This is a genomic window from Lentzea sp. NPDC060358, from assembly GCF_042725365.1.
GTDB lineage: Bacteria > Actinomycetota > Actinomycetes > Mycobacteriales > Pseudonocardiaceae > Lentzea.
This window is the reverse complement of the sequence record NZ_JBHXCW010000095.1, coordinates 1-20,768: the sequence shown is the minus strand read 5'-3', so window position 1 is coordinate 20,768 and position 20,768 is coordinate 1. Positions and strand designations below refer to the sequence as shown.

At 71.3% G+C, this 20,768-nt stretch carries 19 protein-coding genes; 12 read left to right on the top strand and 7 right to left on the bottom strand.

The window, feature by feature from the left end; genetic code table 11:
* Positions 1-90 precede the first annotated feature (90 nt).
* Positions 91-549, top strand: coding sequence for a GbsR/MarR family transcriptional regulator (locus ACFWGZ_RS21025; protein ID WP_382453233.1), 459 nt, complete (start codon positions 91-93; stop codon positions 547-549).
* Between the two features lie 9 nt (positions 550-558).
* Complete coding sequence (locus ACFWGZ_RS21020) at positions 559-1,653, top strand: ankyrin repeat domain-containing protein (RefSeq protein ID WP_382453232.1); 1,095 nt, start codon at positions 559-561, stop codon at positions 1,651-1,653.
* Here ACFWGZ_RS21020 and ACFWGZ_RS21015 read toward each other — a convergent pair.
* From ACFWGZ_RS21015 to ACFWGZ_RS21005, 3 genes are read right to left on the bottom strand one after another with little or no spacing between them, the layout of a single operon-like run.
* Positions 1,632-2,549, bottom strand: coding sequence for a heme A synthase (locus ACFWGZ_RS21015; protein ID WP_382453231.1), 918 nt, complete (start codon positions 2,547-2,549; stop codon positions 1,632-1,634). The genes ACFWGZ_RS21020 and ACFWGZ_RS21015 overlap by 22 nt on opposite strands.
* A gap of 19 nt (positions 2,550-2,568) precedes the next feature.
* Positions 2,569-3,327 carry an ABC transporter permease gene (locus ACFWGZ_RS21010; protein WP_382453230.1) on the bottom strand — a complete coding sequence of 253 codons (759 nt, stop codon included), beginning with the start codon at positions 3,325-3,327 and terminating at the stop codon, positions 2,569-2,571.
* Entirely contained in the window at positions 3,324-4,253 is a 930-nt protein-coding gene (locus ACFWGZ_RS21005; RefSeq protein ID WP_382453229.1) for an ABC transporter ATP-binding protein, read from the bottom strand. The genes ACFWGZ_RS21010 and ACFWGZ_RS21005 overlap by 4 nt, the downstream gene beginning before the upstream one ends.
* A 176-nt stretch (positions 4,254-4,429) precedes the next feature.
* On the opposite strand from ACFWGZ_RS21005, the gene ACFWGZ_RS21000 reads away from it, so the two are divergent.
* Together ACFWGZ_RS21000 and ACFWGZ_RS20995 are read left to right on the top strand one after the other, a co-directional pair.
* Complete coding sequence (locus tag ACFWGZ_RS21000; RefSeq protein ID WP_382453228.1) at positions 4,430-5,005, top strand: DUF998 domain-containing protein; 576 nt, start codon at positions 4,430-4,432, stop codon at positions 5,003-5,005.
* A complete protein-coding gene (locus ACFWGZ_RS20995) occupies positions 5,002-6,987 on the top strand; it encodes a glycosyltransferase (protein WP_382453227.1) in 1,986 nt (661 codons plus the stop codon). Before ACFWGZ_RS21000 ends, ACFWGZ_RS20995 begins: the two co-directional genes overlap by 4 nt.
* Before the next feature lie 100 nt (positions 6,988-7,087).
* On the opposite strand, the gene ACFWGZ_RS20990 is transcribed toward ACFWGZ_RS20995, so the two are convergent.
* The 4 genes from ACFWGZ_RS20990 to mptB form a co-directional block, all read right to left on the bottom strand.
* Positions 7,088-7,930 (bottom strand): oxidoreductase, encoded by an 843-nt coding sequence (locus ACFWGZ_RS20990; protein WP_382453226.1) that lies wholly within the window; start codon positions 7,928-7,930, stop codon positions 7,088-7,090.
* Between the two features lie 83 nt (positions 7,931-8,013).
* On the bottom strand, positions 8,014-8,547 hold the full coding sequence (locus ACFWGZ_RS20985) for a TetR/AcrR family transcriptional regulator (RefSeq protein WP_382453225.1): 534 nt from the start codon (positions 8,545-8,547) through the stop codon (positions 8,014-8,016).
* Between the two features lie 4 nt (positions 8,548-8,551).
* Complete coding sequence (locus ACFWGZ_RS20980; RefSeq protein ID WP_382453224.1) at positions 8,552-12,232, bottom strand: patatin-like protein; 3,681 nt, start codon at positions 12,230-12,232, stop codon at positions 8,552-8,554.
* Positions 12,233-12,523: 291 nt separating this feature from the next.
* Positions 12,524-14,059, bottom strand: coding sequence for a polyprenol phosphomannose-dependent alpha 1,6 mannosyltransferase MptB (gene mptB / locus ACFWGZ_RS20975; protein ID WP_382453223.1), 1,536 nt, complete (start codon positions 14,057-14,059; stop codon positions 12,524-12,526).
* A 200-nt stretch (positions 14,060-14,259) separates the two neighbouring features.
* On the opposite strand from mptB, the gene ACFWGZ_RS20970 reads away from it, so the two are divergent.
* The 8 genes from ACFWGZ_RS20970 to ACFWGZ_RS20935 all read left to right on the top strand — a co-directional run.
* Positions 14,260-14,931: a helix-turn-helix transcriptional regulator gene (locus tag ACFWGZ_RS20970; RefSeq protein WP_382453222.1), complete on the top strand. Its 672-nt coding sequence runs from the start codon at positions 14,260-14,262 to the stop codon at positions 14,929-14,931.
* On the top strand, positions 14,928-16,382 hold the full coding sequence (sufB, locus tag ACFWGZ_RS20965) for a Fe-S cluster assembly protein SufB (RefSeq protein WP_253324097.1): 1,455 nt from the start codon (positions 14,928-14,930) through the stop codon (positions 16,380-16,382). The genes ACFWGZ_RS20970 and sufB overlap by 4 nt, the downstream gene beginning before the upstream one ends.
* A 1-nt stretch (position 16,383) precedes the next feature.
* Positions 16,384-17,541: a Fe-S cluster assembly protein SufD gene (gene sufD, locus ACFWGZ_RS20960; protein ID WP_382453221.1), complete on the top strand. Its 1,158-nt coding sequence runs from the start codon at positions 16,384-16,386 to the stop codon at positions 17,539-17,541.
* Positions 17,538-17,852, top strand: coding sequence for a non-heme iron oxygenase ferredoxin subunit (locus ACFWGZ_RS20955; RefSeq protein WP_382453220.1), 315 nt, complete (start codon positions 17,538-17,540; stop codon positions 17,850-17,852). Before sufD ends, ACFWGZ_RS20955 begins: the two co-directional genes overlap by 4 nt.
* Positions 17,853-17,883: 31 nt before the next feature.
* Positions 17,884-18,657, top strand: coding sequence for a Fe-S cluster assembly ATPase SufC (gene sufC, locus ACFWGZ_RS20950; protein WP_382453219.1), 774 nt, complete (start codon positions 17,884-17,886; stop codon positions 18,655-18,657).
* 26 nt (positions 18,658-18,683) lie between these two features.
* Positions 18,684-19,961, top strand: a complete 1,278-nt coding sequence (locus ACFWGZ_RS20945) for a cysteine desulfurase (RefSeq protein WP_382453218.1) — start codon at positions 18,684-18,686, stop codon at positions 19,959-19,961.
* 1 nt (position 19,962) lies between these two features.
* Positions 19,963-20,403 (top strand): Fe-S cluster assembly sulfur transfer protein SufU, encoded by a 441-nt coding sequence (gene sufU / locus ACFWGZ_RS20940; protein WP_382453217.1) that lies wholly within the window; start codon positions 19,963-19,965, stop codon positions 20,401-20,403.
* Positions 20,400-20,768: metal-sulfur cluster assembly factor (locus ACFWGZ_RS20935; protein ID WP_382453216.1), on the top strand; the 369-nt coding region annotated here is incomplete at its 3' end. The genes sufU and ACFWGZ_RS20935, both read left to right, overlap by 4 nt.

Genomic DNA, 20,768 nt, shown 5'->3' with positions numbered 1-20,768 from the left:
TTCCCACCCCTGATCATCCAGTTCCCTTGCGCTGCCCGCCGAGATCGCTACGATGATTTCAGTGTCGACCGAAAGGGATCATCCGTGAGCGTGGGCAGGGAAACGAGGCTGTCGGCCTGGATCGAGCGGTTCGCCGCCCACTTCGCCGAGGAGGGGATCCCGCTGATCGGCGGGCGCATCCTCGGGTACCTGCTGGTGTGCCAGCCGGTCGAGCGGACGGCGGCGGAGCTGTCCCAGGAGCTGGAGGCCAGCAGCGGGTCGATCAGCACCAACCTCAAGTACCTGGTCAACGTCGGGCTGGTGACCAAGCGGACGCGGCGCGGGCGGCAGGCCGCCGAGTACCGGATCAACGAGAAGGCCTGGTCCGAGTTCATCCAGCGCAAGCTCAACGCCATCGCGAGCGTGCAGACGCTGACCGACGACGGCATGCGGTTGCTCAGCGGTGATCCGGAGCGGGCGCAGCGGCTCAAGACCGTCGACCGGCTCTACGGCTGGCTCTCGGAGGAACTTCCCGCTTTGTGGGAGCGCAGGCCCGCGCAGCCGAAGTAGCGTGGTGCCATGTGGCACCCGTTCCGCGACGACGTCGAGTACTACGAGGAGCGTGCCAGGGGGTTGCTCGCTTCCGCGTGGGACGGGGTGCCCGGTGCGCTGGAAGTGTTCGACGACGTGCCGTTGACGGACGAGGGCGCGCGCATCGTGCTCGCCCAGGCCCACGGGTGTGAGGACTGGAAGGCGCTCGAGGCCCACATCCGCAGGCCCCGGCCGTTCGCGCGGGCCTACCAGGCCGTCGAGATGCACAACCCCGGCGAGCTCGCGGCGATCATCACGCGGGACCCGTGGCTCGTGAAGGCCAGTGGCACCAACGGCAACGACCTGCTCGGGTTGTCCGCGGCGACGGGGGACGAGCGGCTCGTCGAGGTGCTGCTCGACGACGGGGCGGACATCGACCACCAGAACGTCCACGGGTGGACGGCGCTGCACCAGGCTGCTTGCGCGAACCTGCCGCGGCTGGCCCGGTTGCTGCTCGGTCGTGGTGCGCGCACGGACCTGGAGGCGCGGGGTGCGGGTGGGACGCCGCTCACCGTCGCGTTGTTCTGGGGCAACCGGGAGGTGGCCGCGCTGCTCGGGACCGACCCGCCCAACCTGCGCACCGCCGCCGGCCTCGGCGACCTGGCGCTGGCCACCGCCGCGGAGGCCGGGCGCGGGTACTACCGGCCGCACAGCGGGTTCCCGCGGTGGTGGCCGACCGACGACCCGCAGGAAGTGCTCGACGAGGCCCTGTCGTGGGCCGCGCGCAACGACCGCGTCGAGGTCCTCGGGGAACTTCTCGAACGCGGTGCCCGGATCGACGCGGACGTCTACCGCGGCACGGCGCTGGCGTGGGCGGCGTACAAGGGGCTGGAGAACGCCACGCGCGCGTTGCTGGACCTCGGCGCGAACCCCGACCAGCGCACCGCTTTCGGCGGGCCGATGCACGGTGAGGGCGTGACGGCGCTGCACCTCGCGGCCGAACGCGGGCACCTGCCGGTCATCCGCGTCCTGCTCGACTCGGGAGCGGACCGGAGCATCACGGACGCGAACTTCGAGGCGACACCGGCCAACTGGGCCGGGCACAACGACCAGGGCGAGGCTCAGGCCTTGCTGAGCGCCTGATCGCCGGGGGCGGGCACCTCGACCTCGTGCGTGCGCTCGCGGGACGAGGTCCACAGCGCCGCCGTGGCGATGACGACCGCTCCGGCGCCCAGCACGTGCAGCGAGACCAGCACCTCGGGCACGCCCGTCCAGTACTGGACCATGCCGAGCGCGCCCTGGGCGAGCACGACGCCGACGAGCGTCCAGTACGTGCGGGTGCGGGTGAAGAAGCCGACGGCGATCAGCAGGCCCAGGAACAGGAACAGCAGGTCCGCGTGGATCTGGGCGAGCGTCGCGACCTCCACGTCCAGGCGCGGGGTCGAGGCGTCACCGGCGTGCGGGCCGGCGGCCGTGACCCACGTGCCCGCGAGCAGCAGCGCGCCCAGCACGGCGGCCATGACGACCTGGAGCTTCACCAGCGGCGCCGGCACCTTCAGCCGCGCGGGGCCGTCGCCCTCGGACAGCGAGCTCACCAGCAGCACGGCCATCCACACCAGGACCATCGAGATCATGAAGTGGATCGACACGGTGTACCAGGCGAGGCCGGCGAGGACCGTGATGCCGCCGACGACCGCCTGCACGGCCACGCCGACGAGCTGGACGAGCGCGAGGACCAGGACCCGGCGGCGCCGCGGCAGGTGGAACCACGCCGCCAGGACGCACAGGCCCGCGATGATGCCGACGACACCGGTGAGCGTCCGGTTGCCGAACTCGACCCACTGGTGCAGGGCGGCGACCTCGGGGTGCTCGACCGGGACGACGCTGCCCTCGACGCACTGCGGCCACGTCGGGCAGCCGAGGCCCGAGCCGGTCACGCGGACGATCGACCCGGTGACCGCGATTCCGGCCTGCGCGATGACGACGGCAATCGCGAACGCGCGCTGCCAGGACACGAGGAAGGCGGTCAGCTTCGACACGCCTTGATGGTAGGCGCGGTCAGGTCAGCCGAGTCGTCCGGGTCGCCAGTGCCCCGGCCACAACGCCCCAGGCCACGAGCACTGCGACGGGCGCCACACCCGGCGCCGTGCCGTGCACCACAGAGGTTTCCAGCGCCTCGGCCAGCGCAGCCGACGGCAGCAGGTGCACGAACCCGACGGGCACGGACAGCGCCACGCCGCCGACCATCAGCAGCACGAACCAGATGATGTTCGCCAGCGCCAGCACGATCTCCGCCCGCAGTGCGCCGCCGAGCAGCACGCCCAGGGCGCCGAACGTCAGCGTGCCCAGCACGATCAGCAGCACGACCCACGGCAGGCCGGCGAGCGGGAACGTCCAGCCCAGGACCAACGCGGTCACGGCCAGCAGCACGATCTGGACCGCGACCACGACCAGCGCGCCGCAGACCCGTCCGGCGACCAGCAGCCACCGCGGCAGCGCGGAGGCCGAAAGTCGCTTCAGCACGCCGTAGCGCCGGTCGAAGCCCAGTGCGATGGCCTGGCCGGTGAAAGCGCTCGAGATGATCGCCAGCGCGAAGACCCTGGCGGTCGCGGACCCGACGCGCGGCTCCGGCATCGGGATCACCGACATCAGCGACAGCGCGATGAGCAACGCCAGCGGGATGAGCACCGTCAGCAGGATCTGCTCGCCGTTGCGCAACGTCAGCAGCGCCTCGGTGCGGGCGTGCACGAAGAGCATCCGCGCGAGCGACCCGCGGCCGGGCGCGGGCTTGAAGGTGCCGGGAGCGAAGGTGGTCACGAGCGCAGCTCCCTGCCGGTCAGCTCCAGGAAAACGTCTTCGAGGCTGCGCTTGGCCACCGTGAGCTCCTCGGCCAGCACGCCCTGCTGCGCGCACCACGACGTGACGGTCGAGACGACCTGCGGGTCGATCAGGCCCTCCACGACGTACTGGCCGCGGGCGGCCTCGCGCACCTTCAGCCCCTCCGGCAGCGCCGCGGACAGCAGCGACGTGTCGAGGCCGGGTCGCGCGCGGAAGCGCAGCTGCTGGTCGTCGGGGCGGTTCGCGGTCAGCTCGGCGGGCGTGCCCTGCGCGACGACGCGGCCCTGGTCGATGATCACGACGTCGTCGGCCAGCGCCTCGGCCTCGTCCATGAGGTGCGTGGTGAGGAGCACGGACACGCCGTCGTCCTTCAACGCGCCCACGAGGTCCCACACGAGCCGGCGCGCCTGCGGGTCCATGCCCGCGGTCGGCTCGTCGAGGAACACGAGCTCGGGGCGGCCGATCAGCGCGCACGCGAGCGAGAGCCGCTGCTGCTGGCCGCCCGACAACCTCTTGTACGGGGTGCGCACCGCGCCGCCGAGGCCCAGGACCTCGATAAGCCACTTCGGGTCCAGCGGGTTCGCCGCGCACGCGGCCACGAGGTTCAGCATCTCCTCGGCGCGGATGCCGGGATACCCGCCGCCGCCCTGCGGCATCACGCCGATGCGCGGGCGCAGCTCCTCGGAACCGGGCGCGAGACCGAGCACGCGCACCGAGCCGTCGTCGGCCCTGCGGAAGCCCTCGCAGATCTCGACGGTCGTCGTCTTGCCCGCGCCGTTCGGCCCGAGGAGGGCGAGGACGGTACCGGGCTGCTGAACGAGGTCGAGGCCGTCGACGGCGGTCTTCGAGCCGTACCTCTTGACCAGCCCCGACACTTCCACCGCAGGCTGGGGATTCGGGCTCACAGCACCGCAGCCTAGGCGGTCGGGGCGTGCCGCACACAGCTGGGTGGCGGGGCCGCGTTCGGGGCTGCGGCGGACGAGGTGGGGCTGTCCCTACCCCGGGACCTCAGGGACACCTCAGGGTTTGCTCGGGGGAGTTCCCCATTGGTTGATCACCGCGCTCACAAGAGACTTTTCTCGTGCTTGAGGTGGGGGCGGAAAGACGGAGATGGGTGGTCGGGGGACTGGTGTTCTCACTGGTCCCGATTCTTTACCTGCATGTCGTGTCGGCAGGGCAGCTCAGCCCGATCAGCGACGTCGTCAGCGATTACGTGTTCGTGGACAGCGGCGCGGGTTTCCTGGCGGCGACGTCTCTTTCCCTCGCGGCCGTGTCGGTGTCGCTGGCCGTCAACCTGCGAGGTGTACGCAGGTCAGCACAGTGGTTGATCGGCATCTGGTCGGCGGGGCTGACCGTGTCGACGATCTTCCCGACCGACCCGACGGGAGCGCCGACCTCCGTGTCCGGCTACGTCCACCGGTACGCCGGCGCGGTCATGTTCGTTGCTTTGCCGGCCGCCGGACTGCTCCTCGCCCGGCAGTTTCCTGCCCTGCTCGGTATCGCAATAACGGCGAGCGTGTCGAGCGCGGCATTTCTGGTCAGCCACGTTTCGCCGGGCGGTTTCGAGGCCCGCGGACTGACCGAACGAGTTTTGTTCGCATCGCTTTACGGACTCCTTTTCGCCATCGCGGCACTACAGGTGAGGCGCACGTCATGACACCGCTCGCCATCGCGCTCGCCGTGCTCGGCGCCGTGTTCTTCGCCTTCGCGGCCCGCCTGCAGCACGACGCCGTCGCCGAGACCGGTGCCCGCGCCGGTGTCCTGCGCGAACCCCGCTGGCTCGGCGGGCTCGTGCTGCTCGTCGCCGGTTCGGGGGTGCACGCCGCCGCGCTCGGCATGGCGCCGCTGACCGTCGTGCAGCCGATCGGGGTGCTCGCGATCGGCCTGACCGCGCTGCTCGACCGCCGGTTCCGCGAGCTGCCGGCGATCCTGATCACCACGGTGGGCGTGGGCGCGTTCGTGTCCCTCGCCTCCGGCAGCGCCACCGCGACCCAGGTCGCACCCGACCTCGAACTCACGGCCGGACTGTTCACCCTCGGCGCGATCGCCGTTCCAGGTGTCATCGCGGCCCTCACGACGAACGCGCGCATCCGTGCCGTGGCGTTCGCATCGGCTGGTGGCGTGGCGTACGGGTACGTGTCCGTGCTGATGCGCGCCGTCTCGCAGTCGGTGCAGCAAGGCGGTTTCGGGCTGTCGCACATAGCGTCCGTGCTCGGCATCGCGCTCTCGCTCGCCGTCGGCGGCTGGCTCGTCCAGCACGCCTACGCCGGTGGGCCCCCTCATCTCGCCGTCGCCTGCCTGACCGTGGTGGACCCACTGGTCGCGGTCGGCCTCGGTGCCTTCCTGCTCGGCGAAGCCGCGCACCTGTCCCCGTGGACCGGCGCGGCACTGGTCGCCTGCGCGCTCGCCGCCGTCAGCGGCGTGTTCGCACTCGCTCGTCAACCGCGTGTCCTCATTCGAACGGAGCTCCCCGTGAACACCTCCAGCGCGCTGCGCGTGGTCATCGCCGCCGACACGTTCCCGCCGGACGTCAACGGCGCCGCGCGCTTCGCCCAGCGCCTGGCCGTCGGTCTGGCGAGCGTCGGCCACGACGTGCACGTCATCGCCCCGGACTCGCCCAGGGCGACGGAGATCGAGGGCGTCACGGTGCACCGGCTGCGCTCGCACCGGCTGCCGTTCTACCCCGACTTCCGCTTCTGCCTGCCGTGGCAGGCGGCGAAGGAGGCCGACGAGCTGGTCAAGTCGCTCGCGCCGGACGTCGTGCACGTGCAGGCGCACTTCGTGGTCGGCCGGTTCGTGCTGAACTCCGCGGTGGCGCAGGGCATCCCGACGCTCGCGACGAACCACTTCATGCCGGAGAACCTGTTCAGCCACGCGCACGTGCCGGCGTTCCTGCAGGGCCTGTCCCGCAAGTGGGCCTACCGCGACCTGGCCCGCGTGTTCGGCAAGGCCGACATCGTCACCGCGCCGACCCCGCGCGCCGTGCAGTTGCTGCACGACAGCGGTTTCCCCGAACGCGCCGTCCCGGTGTCGTGCGGCATCGACATCGCGCGCTACCAGCGTTCGGTGACGCACAACGACCGCCCGACGGCGCTGTTCGTCGGCCGTCTCGACGAGGAGAAGCGCGTCGACGAGTTCCTGCGCGCCCTGGCCCGCGTGCCCGGCGCGTTCGGCGAGATCGTCGGCGACGGCACCTGCAGGGCCGAGTGGGAGCTGCTGGCCCGCGACCTCGGCATCACCGACCGGGTGCGGTTCCACGGCTTCGTGTCCGAGGACCAGCTGCTCGACGCCTACGCCCGCTGCGACCTGTTCGTCATGCCCGGCGTCGCCGAGCTGCAGAGCCTCGCGACGATGGAGGCGATGGCCGCGGGCAAGCCGGTGATCGCCGCGAACGCCATGGCCCTGCCGCACCTCGTGCACCCCGGCCGCAACGGCTGGCTGTTCGAGCCCGGCGACGTGAACCAGCTGGCCCAGCGCCTGCACACGCTCGTGCACGACGCGCCGATGCGGGCCCGGATGGGCGCGGCGAGCAGCGAGATCATCTCGCACCACGCGCTGGCGGCGACGCTGGAGCGGTTCGAGGGGCTCTACGCGCGGGCGATGGGCCGCACGGTGCCGGTGATCGCGCTGGCGGCCTGAGGGCCGGGGCCCGGAGGGGAGTTCCGGGTCGGGAGGGGCGTCGGCCCGGTCGCGCAGGGGCGGCCGGGCCGGCGGCACGTCCCGCGCGTCTCACGGGTCGTCAGCTCTGGCCGGAGGGGAAGTCGGCCGACGCGCTCACCGCCGCCCACTCCCGCGTCTCCGCGCTCCGCTTCGCCTCCGCCGCCAGCACGTGCTCCACGGCCGCGGCGCCCAGCACGAGCCGGCGCGGCGGGTCGTCGGACGCCACCACGTCGAGGACCACCCGCGCACCACGGGCCGGGTCGCCCGGCTGCACGCCGTCGGTCTCGTCGCGGAACCGGTTGATCGCGCCCACGGTCTCCTCGTAGTGCGGCCCGGTCTCGTGGCGGACCATCGACGAGCCCTGCCAGTCCGTGCGGAACGCGCCCGGCTCGACGATCACCACCCGCACGCCGAACGGCGCCACCTCGTTCGCCAGCACCTCCGAGAAGCCCTCCACCGCGAACTTCGCCGTCTGGTAGGCGCCCATGCCCGGGGTGCCGCCCGCGCGGCCGCCGACCGACGAGAACTGCACGAACGTGCCGGACCGCTGCCGCCGCAGCACGGGCAGGGCCGCGCGGGTCACGTTCACGACGCCGAACAGGTTCGCCTCGACCTGGGCGCGGAAGTCGGCGTCGCTCATCTCCTCGATCGGCGCGCTGGTGGCGTAGCCGGCGTTGTTCACGACCACGTCGAGCGCACCGAACTCCGCCACGGCCCGTTCGACGGCCGCGACCGCCGCGGCCGGGTCGGTGACGTCCAGCGCGACCGCTCGCGCCCGGTCCGGGTGCTCCGCCACCAGGTCGCCGAGCTGCTCGGGCCGCCGTGCCGTCGCGACGACCTGGTCACCGGCCTCGAGAGCCGCGGCGGCCAGTGCGCGCCCGAACCCGCGCGATGCCCCGGTGATGAGCCATGTCCTCGTCATCGTCCACTCCCTAAGTGTCACTCCATATGACACTTAAGACGCCTGAGGTGGCCTGGAAATGCCCACGAAGGGCATGGCCTGGGTCACACGCCGACGCCGTGCAGGAACGTCTCGACGACGAGCTGCGCCGCCACCACGGGCGGAAGCCCCGGCATCTCCTGCGCCACGGTGTGCAGCTGGGTCTGCAGCACCCGCAACGACCAGCCGCGCGGCATGCCGGGCGAGAGCACGCCCGCCTGCTCGGCGCGGCGCAGGAAGTCGTCCATCCGCGCGTCGAGCTCCTCGCGCCGCTGCCGCACCGCCGGGTCGGTCACCGCGCGGATGTCGACGGGCCAGTCGCGGCTGAGCCGGATGCCGCCTTCGGCGAACGCCAGCAGCGCGTCGCGCACCGGCCGGTCGTCGAACGTCGTCTCGATCAGCGCCGCGAGGCGGTCGAGCCGCGCGCGGTAGACCGCCAGCAGCAGTTCCTCGCGCGACTCGAAGCGCCGGTAGACGGTCCGCTTGTCCACGCCCGCGGCCGCGGCGACGTCGGCGATCCGCGCGAGGGGGTCCGTCGAGAACACCCGAGCGGCGGCGCGCAGCACCGCTTCGACGTTGCGCGTGGCGTCGGCCCTCATCGGGTCAACCTACAGCGGGTCCACTGGGGATGGAGGCGGGTCGCAGCTTCGTCTCAATTCGTTGCGCGACAACCAGTCCGGCGGGGGACAGGGTGAGCTGCGCCGGGTGCTCGCCGTCCCCGGTCACCAGGAACCGGTAGAGCGACGCGTGGCCCTCCAGCCGTTCGCGCAGCACGTCCGCGACGGGGCGGTCCGGCGGGTAGACGGCCGGGATCGCCTCGTCCACGAGTTGCCGGCGGATCCGGCGGCGCTCGGTCCTGGGCACGTACCAGGACGTGACCAGCAGCAACGTCAGCCCGAACACCAGCGCGGTGCCGATCACCGCCCGCCAGCCCCAGCCGGACGGCCCGATCAGCAGCAGCACGTCGGCCAGCACGAGGTAGCCGACGCCGTAGACGACGGCCCAGCCCGCGGTCGCCGCGGCGGGCGGCTCGGCCCGTTCCGCGCCCCAGACGCCCTCGACCCGGCGCCAGCGCTGCAGCGACTTCCCGCCGGACAACGCCATCCGGACACCGAACGCTCCACAGAGGACGGATGCGGGGAGCACCAGCCACGGCGTCAGGAGCAGCTCGAACCGCCAGACGGCCCACGCCAGCGCCGCGACGCCCAGCACGACGGCCGCCTTCTTCCAGCGCCGCCTCAGGATCTCGAGCGGCGTGAAGTCGGCCAGCACGGCGAGCGGGGTGCGGACCGGCGCGGGCAACGACCCCAGCACCAGCAACGCCGTCACCACCAGCGCGACCCCGGCGACGGTCACCGTGCCGGTCGTGACCTGTGCCCGGTCCGCCGGCAACCGGTCGACCGCGGTGGCGGCCAGCGGGATCACCGGTGAGAGCAGGACCAGCCCGTGCAGCATCGTGCCGCTGCGCAGCGCGGCGTACCCGAACGCGGCGAGCAGCGACGCGGCCCCGATCGCACCACCCGGACCCGCCGCCCACGTGGGCAGCAGGCCGAACAACGCCATCACGACCAGCGCGCCGCCGACCGCGAGCCCGAGCAGTCCCAGGAACTGCGCGAGGTTCCCGCCGCGGGTCAGCCCGGTGATCGTCCAGTACGGCAGCAGCGCGGCCCCGCGCACCACCCGCGTCACCGGGCGCACCGCGGCGATCCCGAGCCGTTCGGAGTCGGCGACCGTGACGGCGACGGCGGCGGCGGTCGCGGCCGTGCGGATCATCTGGTCCGACGCCGCCTCCTGGGTGAGCGGCTCGCGGCCGATCCCGGCGCGGTCGAAGGCGTTGAGCGCGGACATGCCGAGCGTGACCGTGTGCTCCTGCGGGTTTTCCAGGCGCCGCAACAGGTCCGCGTGCTCCTCCAGGAACAGCTCGCCGCGCGACCGCCGGTCCGCGCCGTCGCCGCGGTCGGCGAGGACGGCCGCCCGCAGCCGGGGCAGCTCCTCGCAGATGATCCGCCAGTGCAGGCCCCACGCGGCCAGCTCGGCGAGCTTCAGCGACGACGGCGACAGCTCGCCGTCGGCCCGGTAGATGCAGGCCAGCTCCTCCGCGGCCGCGACGGCGCAGTCGGCGACCTGGACCGGCAGCTCCGGCCCGAACATCTCCGCCACGACCCGGTCGACGACCGCTTTCGCGCGTTCCTCCGGCATGCGGTCGTCGCCCTCCGGCCGCCCGAGCAGGTCCATCCTGCGCAGCCGCCGCGGGTCGAACAGCACCCGGCACAGCATCGTGGCGCCGTCGAGGCGGCCCCAGATCCAGTCGTTGACCCGCCACGACCGCTTGAGGAACCCGGAGAACCGCGACAGCGACGCACCGCCCGCCTTGTCGTCGGCGGTGACGGACTGGTGCGCGAACGCGTTGCGCGTCTGCAGCGACACCTGCACCAGCTCGACCGGCGTGTCCAGGCCCGTCGAGGCGTCGTCGGACAGGCACGTGCCCGCGACCTCCAGCGCGAGCAGGCGGCTCAGGCACCGCTCGCCGTCGCCGAGCCCGGCCTCCTGGCCGGTCGGCGGTGTGGCGAGCAGCGCGTGCCAGCACCGGAGGCCGCCGAGCTCGAGCCTCCGCTCGTCGAGACCCGCGACCACCTCCCCGGCCTCGCCGACCACCCGGCCGATCTCGGCGACCTGCGCCTTCACCTCGAGGCCGAGGTGCCCGTCGGCCATCTGCTCGTGGTAGCTCGCGAGCCGGCCGGTCCAGTACCCCTCGCCGAGCCAGCCGGCCGGTTCCCACGCGAACAGCTCGGTGCGCAGCCGGCGCAGCTCGGCGCGGACCTGGTGCAGCTCGCGGCGCGACTTCGCGATCGCGTCGGCGTTGCCGTCCGGCGCGACCCAGACGAGCCGCTTGAGCAGGTCGAGGGCCGACGCGCCGAGGCGTTCGGCCATCGTGATGCCCCACTCCCAGCCCAGGTCCTCGCGGCAGACCGCGGCCGGCAGCCGGACGCCCGGCACGTACGGCAGCACGCCGTGCTGCTTCTTCCACGCGCGCTGCGCGGACTCGGCGGCCCGGCGCGCCCGTTCGAACGACCAGTTGGCCGGGTTGCCGTCCGGCAGCGCGAACTGCTGCGCGGTCGCCTGGCGCGCGGCCAGCCGGATCTCGACGTCCTCGTAGTGGCCGAAGAGCTTGTCCGCCAGCGAGTACACCTCGTCGACGACGTTCTCGCCGCCCGCGTGCAGCCGTTCGAGCAACGCCATCCGCCCGCCCCGGCTGGAGGCGGCGCGCCGGTTGTGCTCCTCGATCTTCTCGACGTAGGTGCGGTTGGCCTGCCCGGACATCGCGCCGAGCAGCTTGGCGCCGGAGGCGACCGTCGTGAACCCGGCCGCCGACGTGTCGGCCGGCGGCTCCGACCCCAGCGGCTCGGCGTGCGGGAAGACGAGCAGCATGACCCGCCGCACCGGCCCGTCCGCGGGCATCCGGTCGATGGCCTCGAGCGCCTCGCGCGTCGGCGTGTTGACCAGCACCCCGCCGTCGACGGCGAACCGGCTGCGGTCGTGCCCGTCGGCCCAGCTCGCCACGTCACCCATGTCGGGCCGGCCGGGCCCGCCCTGCCCGCCGACGGGGATGAAGCTCGGCTCGAACGCGAACGGGAAGCTCGCACTGCTGCGCGCGGCCAGGGCGAGCTGCTGGACCCGGCCGGGCAGCGCCGCACCCGCGAAGTCGTCCCGCGCGTCCTCGCTGACCCAGTCGTAGGGGTCGCGCCGGAACGAGAACGACCCCTGGTGCACCGACTGCGTGAGCGGCTGCCCGAGGTCGTCGTAGGTGATCGCCGGAACACCACCCAGCAGGGTGGTCGTGATGCGCAGGTCGATCGGCCGCTCGCAGGCCTCGGTCGGCTCGAAGTCGGTGGTGAGCCGGGCCAGCGCCTCCTGCAGCCGCGGGTAGAAGAACTCGTCCCCCTTGAGCAGGCTCGCCGGCTGCCCGCGGAACGGCGTGCGCAGCAGCTGCTCCATCCGCCCCTGCTCGGCCCACAGGTCCCGCAGCCGGCTGAGGTCGGCCTTCTTGTTGACCTGGGACAACGCGAGCGCCGCCCCGTTGATGCCCCCGGCCGACGTACCGGCGATGACGTCGGCCCGCGCCGTGCACCCGACGAGGTCGAGCAGCGGCTGGTAGGTGCTGCCCGGCCTGGTCAGGCGGTCGAGCTCGAGCACGACGCCGCCCATCCAGACCGCGAGGCTCACGCCGCCGTTGAGCACCACGGCGAACCGGACCTCTTCCCGCGACATGGACTGCTCGGACATGCCACACCCCCCGGCGTCGATCTTCTCCCTGTACCTAGGAGTACTCGTCCGCCGGGCAGATGCGGTTACTCACCCGAATCGGGGCTTCGGGGATTTCCGCTCGCCTCGCACCGCGCTGCGTGCGGTCACCCGGCGACGGGGGGCCGGCGTGGTCGTGCACCTCTGCCAAGCCACGAGTGGTAGCACCTCGCACCCGAAGTCGAGCCCCGATCGCCACACCGCGGGTGGGCCCACCGGCTCTGGTCGGCGCAAGGAGAAGACGGCTCGCCTTCGGCGTCGCTTGGATGCTTGCTACGCCGCCGTGTCGGACTTCAGGAACGGTCCCACCCGCTTGCGCGCGATCAGCACGCACACCGCGAACGTGATCACCGCACCCGCCACGGCCTGCGGGACCGTGTAGGCGCGCCCGTCGAAAGCCGACCCGGTGGGCGGCAGGATCACCGCGATCACCGCCGAGGTCACCATCGCGAACATCCGGAACTTCGGCCCCACCACGGCGGTGGCCAGCGGCAGCGCCGCCCACAGCACGTACCAGGGCTGCAGGACCGGCCCGAGCACCAGGATCGCGCCCAGCGCCGCACCCAGGCCGTTCATCGCCTTGATCCGGCCCTTGAAGCTGCGCCACAGCAGCGCCACGGTGATGACGACCGAGATGCCCTGCCCGATCAGGCGGGTCAGCGAGATCATCGCCTCGGTGTGGTTGCCCAGGCCCAGCAGGATGCCGGTGCCCGCGCCCAGGAAGCCCAGCGCCGTCGGCGGCGACATCCACGACTTCACCGTCGAGGCGACGTTCAGGGTCTCGAGCCAGCCGAAGCCGAATCCGGTGCCGAGACAGATCACCACCACCCCGACCGCGGCCAGCACCGCCATCACCCCCGCCACCAGCGCGAGGTGCTTGAGCTGTCCGCCCAGCTTGCGCGCCACCAGCACGCCGAGGAACCCGAGCGCGGCCATCGCGGGGATCTTCACCATCGCGCCGCACACGATCACCCCGGAGCCCAGCGCGATCCACGACCACCTCAGCGGTTCCAGCCCCCGCATCGCGAGCTCCAGGCCCACCAGCATCAGGCCGAGCGCGAGGCCGTCGTTGTGCACGCCGATGACGATGTGGAACAGCACCAGCGGGTTCAGCGCGCCCAGCCACAGCGCCCCCACCGGCGGCACGCCGAAGCGGGCGGCCAGGCGGGGGAGCGCCCACACGATCATCCCCAGGCCGCACAGCACCAGCAGCCGGTGCACGAACACGCCCGACACCACGTGGTCGCCGGTCAGCATGGCGGTCAGCCTGCCGAACGCGAGGAACAGCGGGCCGTACGGCGCCGGCGTCTCGCGCCAGATGTTCGGCACACCGCGCGTCAGCACGTGGTCGACGCCCAGCGCCGTGGCCGGGCCCAGCTCGTACGGGTCCTGGCCGCGCGCGGCGATCTCGCTCTGCGCGAGGTAGGAGTACACGTCGCGGGAGAACATCGGCACGCAGAAGACCAGCGGCACGGTCCACATCAGCAGCGTGCGGTCCATCTGGCTGCGCGACACCAGCCGCGACCGGCCCGGCCGCACGAACCTGCCCAGGGCCAGCCAGGCCGACACGATCATGAAGATGCCGGTCCAGACGACCCCCATCGCCACGCTGGGCATCCTCGAGAAGAGCCCGAGGACGGGCACCCCGTAGAGGGGGGAGTAGATGGGCGCGGCGCCACCACCGAGTGAACCCACGGTCAGCAGCAGAGCGCCGATCGTGCCCCAGCGGCGGACGATGTCCAGCTGGCGGCGCTCCCTGCCGTTCAGGGCGTCGCTCTGCGGAGTGGCGGTTCCGCCGTTCGTGGGCATGGTGGCAGGGTATCGACCGCGGTCACCGGGGCCGGGCACCCCGCCGTCCGCCGCCGGGAGCCGTGCGCCGAACGGCGCAGAGCCCCGCTCCAGCCGTGCTCGGCCGTGAGTCAGGTCACCCTGTGACCGCGATCTTTGCGGCCTCGGTCTAAATACGCAACACTGGTGTTGTGAAAAACGCCGAGACCCACTTTGACGCCGTGCCGCAGCACGACGGCAAGACTCGGCGTGCTGTCGCCAGGCTCCTTCTGGAGCAGGGCCCGGTCACCGCGGCAGCAGTTGCCGAGGAACTGGGCATCAGCCCCACGGCTGTGCGCCGACACATCGACGCACTGCTCGCGGACGGCGAGGCGACGACGAGGGACGCACCCCGCCGGACCCAGCGCGGTCGCGGCCGTCCCGCGAAGCTCTTCCTGCTGACCGACGCCGGACGTGCCCGGTTCGGCCACGCCTACGACGACCTCGCGGTCGCCGCGATCAGGTTCCTCGCCCAGACAGGTGGCGAGGAAGCGGTCAAGGCGTTCGCGCGAAGTCGTGTCGACGCGCTCGTGGACCGCCACCGGACGGCGATCGTGGCCCAGGCCACGCCAGCCGAACGGGCGAAGGCCCTCGCAGCCGCGCTGACCAGGGAGGGTTACGCTGCGGCCGCACGCCACGTCGGTGTGGGCGAGCAGTTGTGCCAGCACCACTGCCCGGTCGCCCACGTGGCGGCTGAGTTCCCCCAGCTGTGCGAGACCGAGACGGAGACGTTCGCGAACCTCCTCGGAACCCACGTGCAGCGCCTCGCGACGATCGCAAGCGGCCACGCCGTGTGCACGACGCACATCCCGAACGTTCAACGGATCCCAGATGATGGAGGGGAGCCCGCATGACTGCCGCTGCCGAGCAGCGCACGCCCACCACGGTGCAGTCTCCGCTCACGCAGGAAGAGACCATCGCGTCTCTCGGCAACTACGAGTTCGGCTGGGCCGACTCGGACGCTGCCGGCGCGAGCGCTCGCCGAGGCCTCAGCGAGGATGTCGTCCGCGACATCTCGGCGAAGAAGAGCGAGCCCGAGTGGATGCTCGAGTACCGGTTGAAGGCGCTGAAGCTCTTCGACCTCAAGCCGATGCCGAGCTGGGGCGCTGACCTCTCTGGGATCGACTTCGACTCGATCAAGTACTTCGTGCGGTCCACGGAGAAGCAGGCCACCAGCTGGGAGGACCTGCCCGAGGACATCAAGAACACCTACGACAAGCTGGGCATCCCCGAGGCGGAGAAGCAGCGCCTCGTGGCCGGTGTCGCCGCCCAGTACGAGTCCGAGGTCGTCTACCACCAGATCCGCGAGGACCTGGAGCAGCAGGGCGTCCTCTTCCTCGACACGGACACCGCCCTGAAGGAGCAGCCGGAGCTCTTCAAGGAGTACTTCGGCTCGGTCATCCCCGCGGGTGACAACAAGTTCTCCGCGCTGAACGCCGCGACGTGGTCCGGCGGGTCGTTCATCTACGTCCCCAAGGGCGTGCACGTGGACATCCCGCTGCAGGCCTACTTCCGGATCAACACCGAGAACATGGGCCAGTTCGAGCGCACGCTGATCATCGTCGACGAGGGTGCCTACGTGCACTACGTCGAGGGCTGCACGGCGCCGATCTACTCCTCGGACTCGCTGCACTCGGCCGTCGTCGAGATCATCGTGAAGAAGGGCGGCCGCTGCCGCTACACGACGATCCAGAACTGGTCGAACAACGTCTACAACCTGGTCACCAAGCGCGCCAAGGCCGAAGAGGGCGCGACCATGGAGTGGGTCGACGGCAACATCGGCTCCAAGGTGACCATGAAGTACCCGGCCGTCTTCCTGATGGGCGAGCACGCCAAGGGCGAGGTCCTCTCGATCGCGTTCGCGGGCGAGGGCCAGCACCAGGACGCCGGCGCCAAGATGGTCCACATGGCCCCGCACACCTCCTCGACCATCGTGTCGAAGTCGGTGGCGCGCGGCGGTGGCCGCACGTCCTACCGCGGCCTGGTCCAGGTCAACAAGCGGGCGCACCACTCGAAGTCCACGGTGAAGTGCGACGCGCTGCTGGTCGACACCATCAGCCGCTCGGACACCTACCCCTACGTCGACGTCCGCGAGGACGACGTCGCGATGGGCCACGAGGCCACGGTCTCGAAGGTCTCCGAGGACCAGCTGTTCTACCTGATGTCGCGCGGCCTGAACGAGGACGAGGCCATGGCGATGATCGTGCGCGGGTTCGTCGAGCCCATCGCGCGCGAGCTCCCCATGGAGTACGCCCTCGAGCTGAACCGCCTGATCGAACTGCAGATGGAAGGGGCCGTCGGCTGACATGGCCGCCCTGTCGACTCAACCTCACTCCCACGGTGCCGTCGTCCCGGTCGCCTCGCGCGCGGAGCACTTCACGTCCTACGACGTGGACGCGTTCGAGGTCCCGGGCGGCCGTGAGGAGATCTGGCGCTTCACCCCTCTCAAGCGTCTGGCCGGTCTGCACTCCGGCGCTGCGGCAACGGGTTCCGCTGCCGTCGAGGTGAACGCCGCCGCCGGTGTCACCGTCGAGACGGTCGGTCGTGACGACGACCGCCTCGGCAAGGCCGGCGTCCCCGGCGACCGCATCGCGGCGCAGGCGTACACGTCCTTCGAGCAGGCCACCGTCGTGACGCTGCCCGGCGACGCGAAGTCCGAGCCCACGACCGTGACGATCACGGGTGCGGGCTCCGGGCAGGTCGCCTACGGCCACCTGCTGGTCAAGGCCGCGCAGTTCGCCGAGGGCACGGTGGTCGTCGACTACCGCGGCTCCGGCGCCTACGCCGAGAACGTCGAGTTCGTCGTCGCGGACGGCGCGCACCTCCAGGTGATCGCGATCCACGACTGGGCCGACGACGCGGTGCACGTCTCGCAGCACCACGTGAAGCTCGGGCGCGACGCGTCGATCAAGCACACCGTGGTGACGCTGGGCGGCGACGCCGTCCGCATCACGCCGGTCGTGCAGTACGCGGGCAGGGGTGGTGACGCGGAGCTGTTCGGCCTGTACTTCGCGGATGCCGGCCAGCACCAGGAGCACCGCCCGTTCATCGACCACTCGCAGCCCAACTGCCGCAGCAACGTGGTCTACAAGGGCGCGCTGCAGGGCGAGGGCGCGCACACCGTGTGGATCGGCGACGTGCTGATCCGCGTGGCGGCCGAGGGCACCGAGACCTTCGAGCTCAACCGCAACCTGGTGCTCACCGACGGCGCGCGCGCCGACTCGGTCCCGAACCTGGAGATCGAGACCGGCGAGATCGAGGGCGCGGGCCACGCCAGCGCCACCGGCCGGTTCGACGACGAGCAGCTCTTCTACCTGCAGGCGCGCGGCATCCCGGAGGACCAGGCGCGGCGGCTCGTCGTGCGCGGCTTCTTCCAGGAGCTCATCGCGAAGATCGCCGTCCCCGAGGTGCGCGAGCGCCTCGAGGCCGCCATCGAGGCAGAGCTCGAGGCGGTCGGCGCGTGATCAAGGTGTGTGCACTGTCCGAACTGGACAACCGCAAGCCGTTGGCGGCCACCGTGGACGACGTCGACGTCGTCCTGGTGCGCGACGGCGAGCGGGTGCACGCACTCGCGGATCTGTGCTCGCACGCCGCGGTGTCGTTGAGCGAGGGCGAGGTCACCCGCAAGGGGATCGAGTGCTGGCTGCACGGGTCGTGCTTCGACCTGCAGACCGGCAAGCCCTCGTCGCCGCCCGCCAGCGAACCGGTCGACGTCTACGCCGTCGACATCCGTGACGGCGACGTGTTCGTCGACGTCACCGTCACCACGAACTGACTTAGCCAGACCACCAGGAGATTCAGCAGTCATGGCCACCCTTGAGATCAAGGACCTGCACGTCTCGGTCGTCAGCGAGGACGCTCCCAAGGAGATCCTCAAGGGCGTCGACCTGACGATCAAGGCCGGCGAGACGCACGCCATCATGGGCCCCAACGGCTCCGGCAAGTCCACGTTGTCCTACGCGATCGCCGGGCACCCGAAGTACACGATCACCTCGGGCACCGTCACGCTCGACGGTGAGGACGTCCTCGAGATGTCCGTCGACGAGCGCGCCCGCGCCGGCCTGTTCCTCGCCATGCAGTACCCGGTCGAGGTCCCCGGCGTCTCGATGTCGAACTTCCTGCGCACCGCCGCCACCGCCGTCCGCGGCGAGGCCCCGAACCTCCGCCACTGGGTGAAGGAGGTCAAGGGTGCCATGGCCGAGCTCGACATCGACCCGGCGTTCGCCGAGCGCTCGGTGAACGAGGGCTTCTCCGGTGGCGAGAAGAAGCGCCACGAGATCCTGCAGCTGGGTCTGCTCCAGCCGAAGGTCGCGATCCTCGACGAGACCGACTCGGGCCTCGACGTCGACGCGCTGCGCGTCGTGTCCGAGGGCGTCAACCGGTACAAGGCCTCCGGTGAGGTCGGCGTCATGCTGATCACGCACTACACCCGGATCCTCAAGTACATCGAGCCGGACTTCGTGCACGTCTTCGCGAACGGCCGGATCGTCGAGTCCGGTGGCCGCGAGCTCGCCGACCAGCTCGAGTCCGAGGGTTACGTGAAGTACACGGGTTCCAAGGAAGCCGCAGCCATTTCCTAGCGTTGTAGCGGTTGAGAGGAGGCGCTGTGACCACCACCGCAGCACCACTGGACGTCACCGCCCTGAGGGCGGACTTCCCGATCCTGTCTCGCACCGTTCGTGACGGGAAGCGCCTGGTCTACCTGGACTCCGGCGCCACCTCGCAACGCCCGACGCAGGTTCTGGACGCCGAGAGGGCGTTCCTGCAGCAGCACAACGCCGCTGTGCACCGCGGTGCGCACCAGCTGGCGGAGGAAGCGACCGACGAGTACGAGGGTGCGCGTCAGCGCATCGCGGACTTCGTCGGCGCCGACTTCGGCGAGCTGGTGTTCACCAAGAACGCCACCGAGGGCTTCAACCTCGTGGCGTACGCGATGGGCAACGCCGCCACGTCCGGCCCCGAGGCGAAGCGCTTCGTGGTCGGCCCCGGCGACGAGATCGTCGTGACCGAGATGGAGCACCACGCGAACCTCGTTCCGTGGCAGCAGCTCGCCGCCCGGACCGGTGCCACGCTGAAGTGGTTCGAGCTCGACGGCGACGGCCGACTCGACCTGTCCGATGTGGACGGCGTGATCACGCCGCGCACCAAGGTCGTCGCGTTCACGCACCAGTCCAACGTGACCGGCGTGATCAACCCCGTCGACGTGCTCGTCGCGGCGGCTCAGAAGGTCGGCGCGCTGACGGTGCTGGACGCGTGCCAGTCCGTCCCGCACGGCCCGGTCGACTTCCACGCGCTGGGCGTCGACTTCGCGTCGTTCTCCGGCCACAAGATGCTCGGCCCGTCCGGCATCGGTGTCCTCTACGGACGGCGCGAGCTGCTGGAAGCGTTGCCCCCCTTCATCACCGGCGGCTCGATGATCGAGCTGGTGAAGATGGAGGGCTCGACGTTCGCCCCGCCGCCGCAGCGCTTCGAGGCGGGGTCGCCGATGACGTCGCAGGCCGTGGGCCTCGGCGCCGCGGTCGACTACCTCCGCGTCGTCGGCATGGAGCGGATCCACGCGCACGAGCACCAGCTGACCGCGGCGGCGCTGGAAGGCCTGTCGGCCGTCCGGGGCGTCCGCCTGCTCGGCCCGTCCGACGCCGTGCAGCGCGGTGGCGCCGTGCCGTTCGAGATCGAGGGCGTCCACCCGCACGACGCCGGCCAGGTGCTCGACAGCCTGGGCATCGCCGTGCGCGTCGGGCACCACTGCGCGTGGCCGCTGCACCGCTGCCTGAAAGCGCAGTCGTCGGTGCGCGCGTCGTTCTACCTGTACAACACGCTGGACGAGGTCGACGCACTGGTCGACGGCGTCCGCGAAGCGCAGAAGTTCTTCGGGGTGGCCTGAGATGCAGCTCCAGCAGATGTACCAGGAGATCATCCTGGACCATTACAAGAACCCGCACGGCCGGGGCCTGCGCGACCCGTACGACGCCGAGTCGTTCCAGGTCAACCCGACCTGCGGCGACGAGGTGACGCTGCGGGTCAAGCTCGACGGCGAGATCGTCTCCGACGTCTCCTACGACGGCCAGGGCTGTTCGATCAGCCAGGCCTCGACGTCGGTGCTGACCGACCTCGTCGTGGGCAAGCCCGTGGGCGAGGCCTTCGAGAAGCTGGACGCGTTCGTCGAGCTGATGCAGGGCCGCGGCCAGATCGAGCCGGACGAGGACGTGCTGGAGGACGGCATCGCCTTCGCCGGTGTCGCGAAGTACCCGGCGCGCGTGAAGTGCGCGCTGCTGGGCTGGATGGCGTTCAAGGACGCAGTCGCACGAAGCCAGGGAGCAGCATGAGCACCGAAGACGTGGTCCGGGGAGCCGAAGGCATGCCGGTCTTCGAGCCCAAAGCTGACGTCGCCGCACTGGACGACGTGGAAGAAGCCATGCGCGACGTCGTGGACCCCGAGCTCGGCATCAACGTCGTGGACCTCGGCCTGGTCTACGACATCCACATCGACGACAAGAACGTCGCCACCATCGACATGACGCTCACGTCGGCGGCCTGCCCGCTGACCGACGTCATCGAGGACCAGACCCGCGCTGCCCTGACCGGCGGCACGGGTGGCGGCCTCGTGTCGGACTTCCGCATCAACTGGGTGTGGATGCCGCCGTGGGGCCCGGAGAAGATCACCGACGACGGCCGCGAGCAGCTGCGGGCC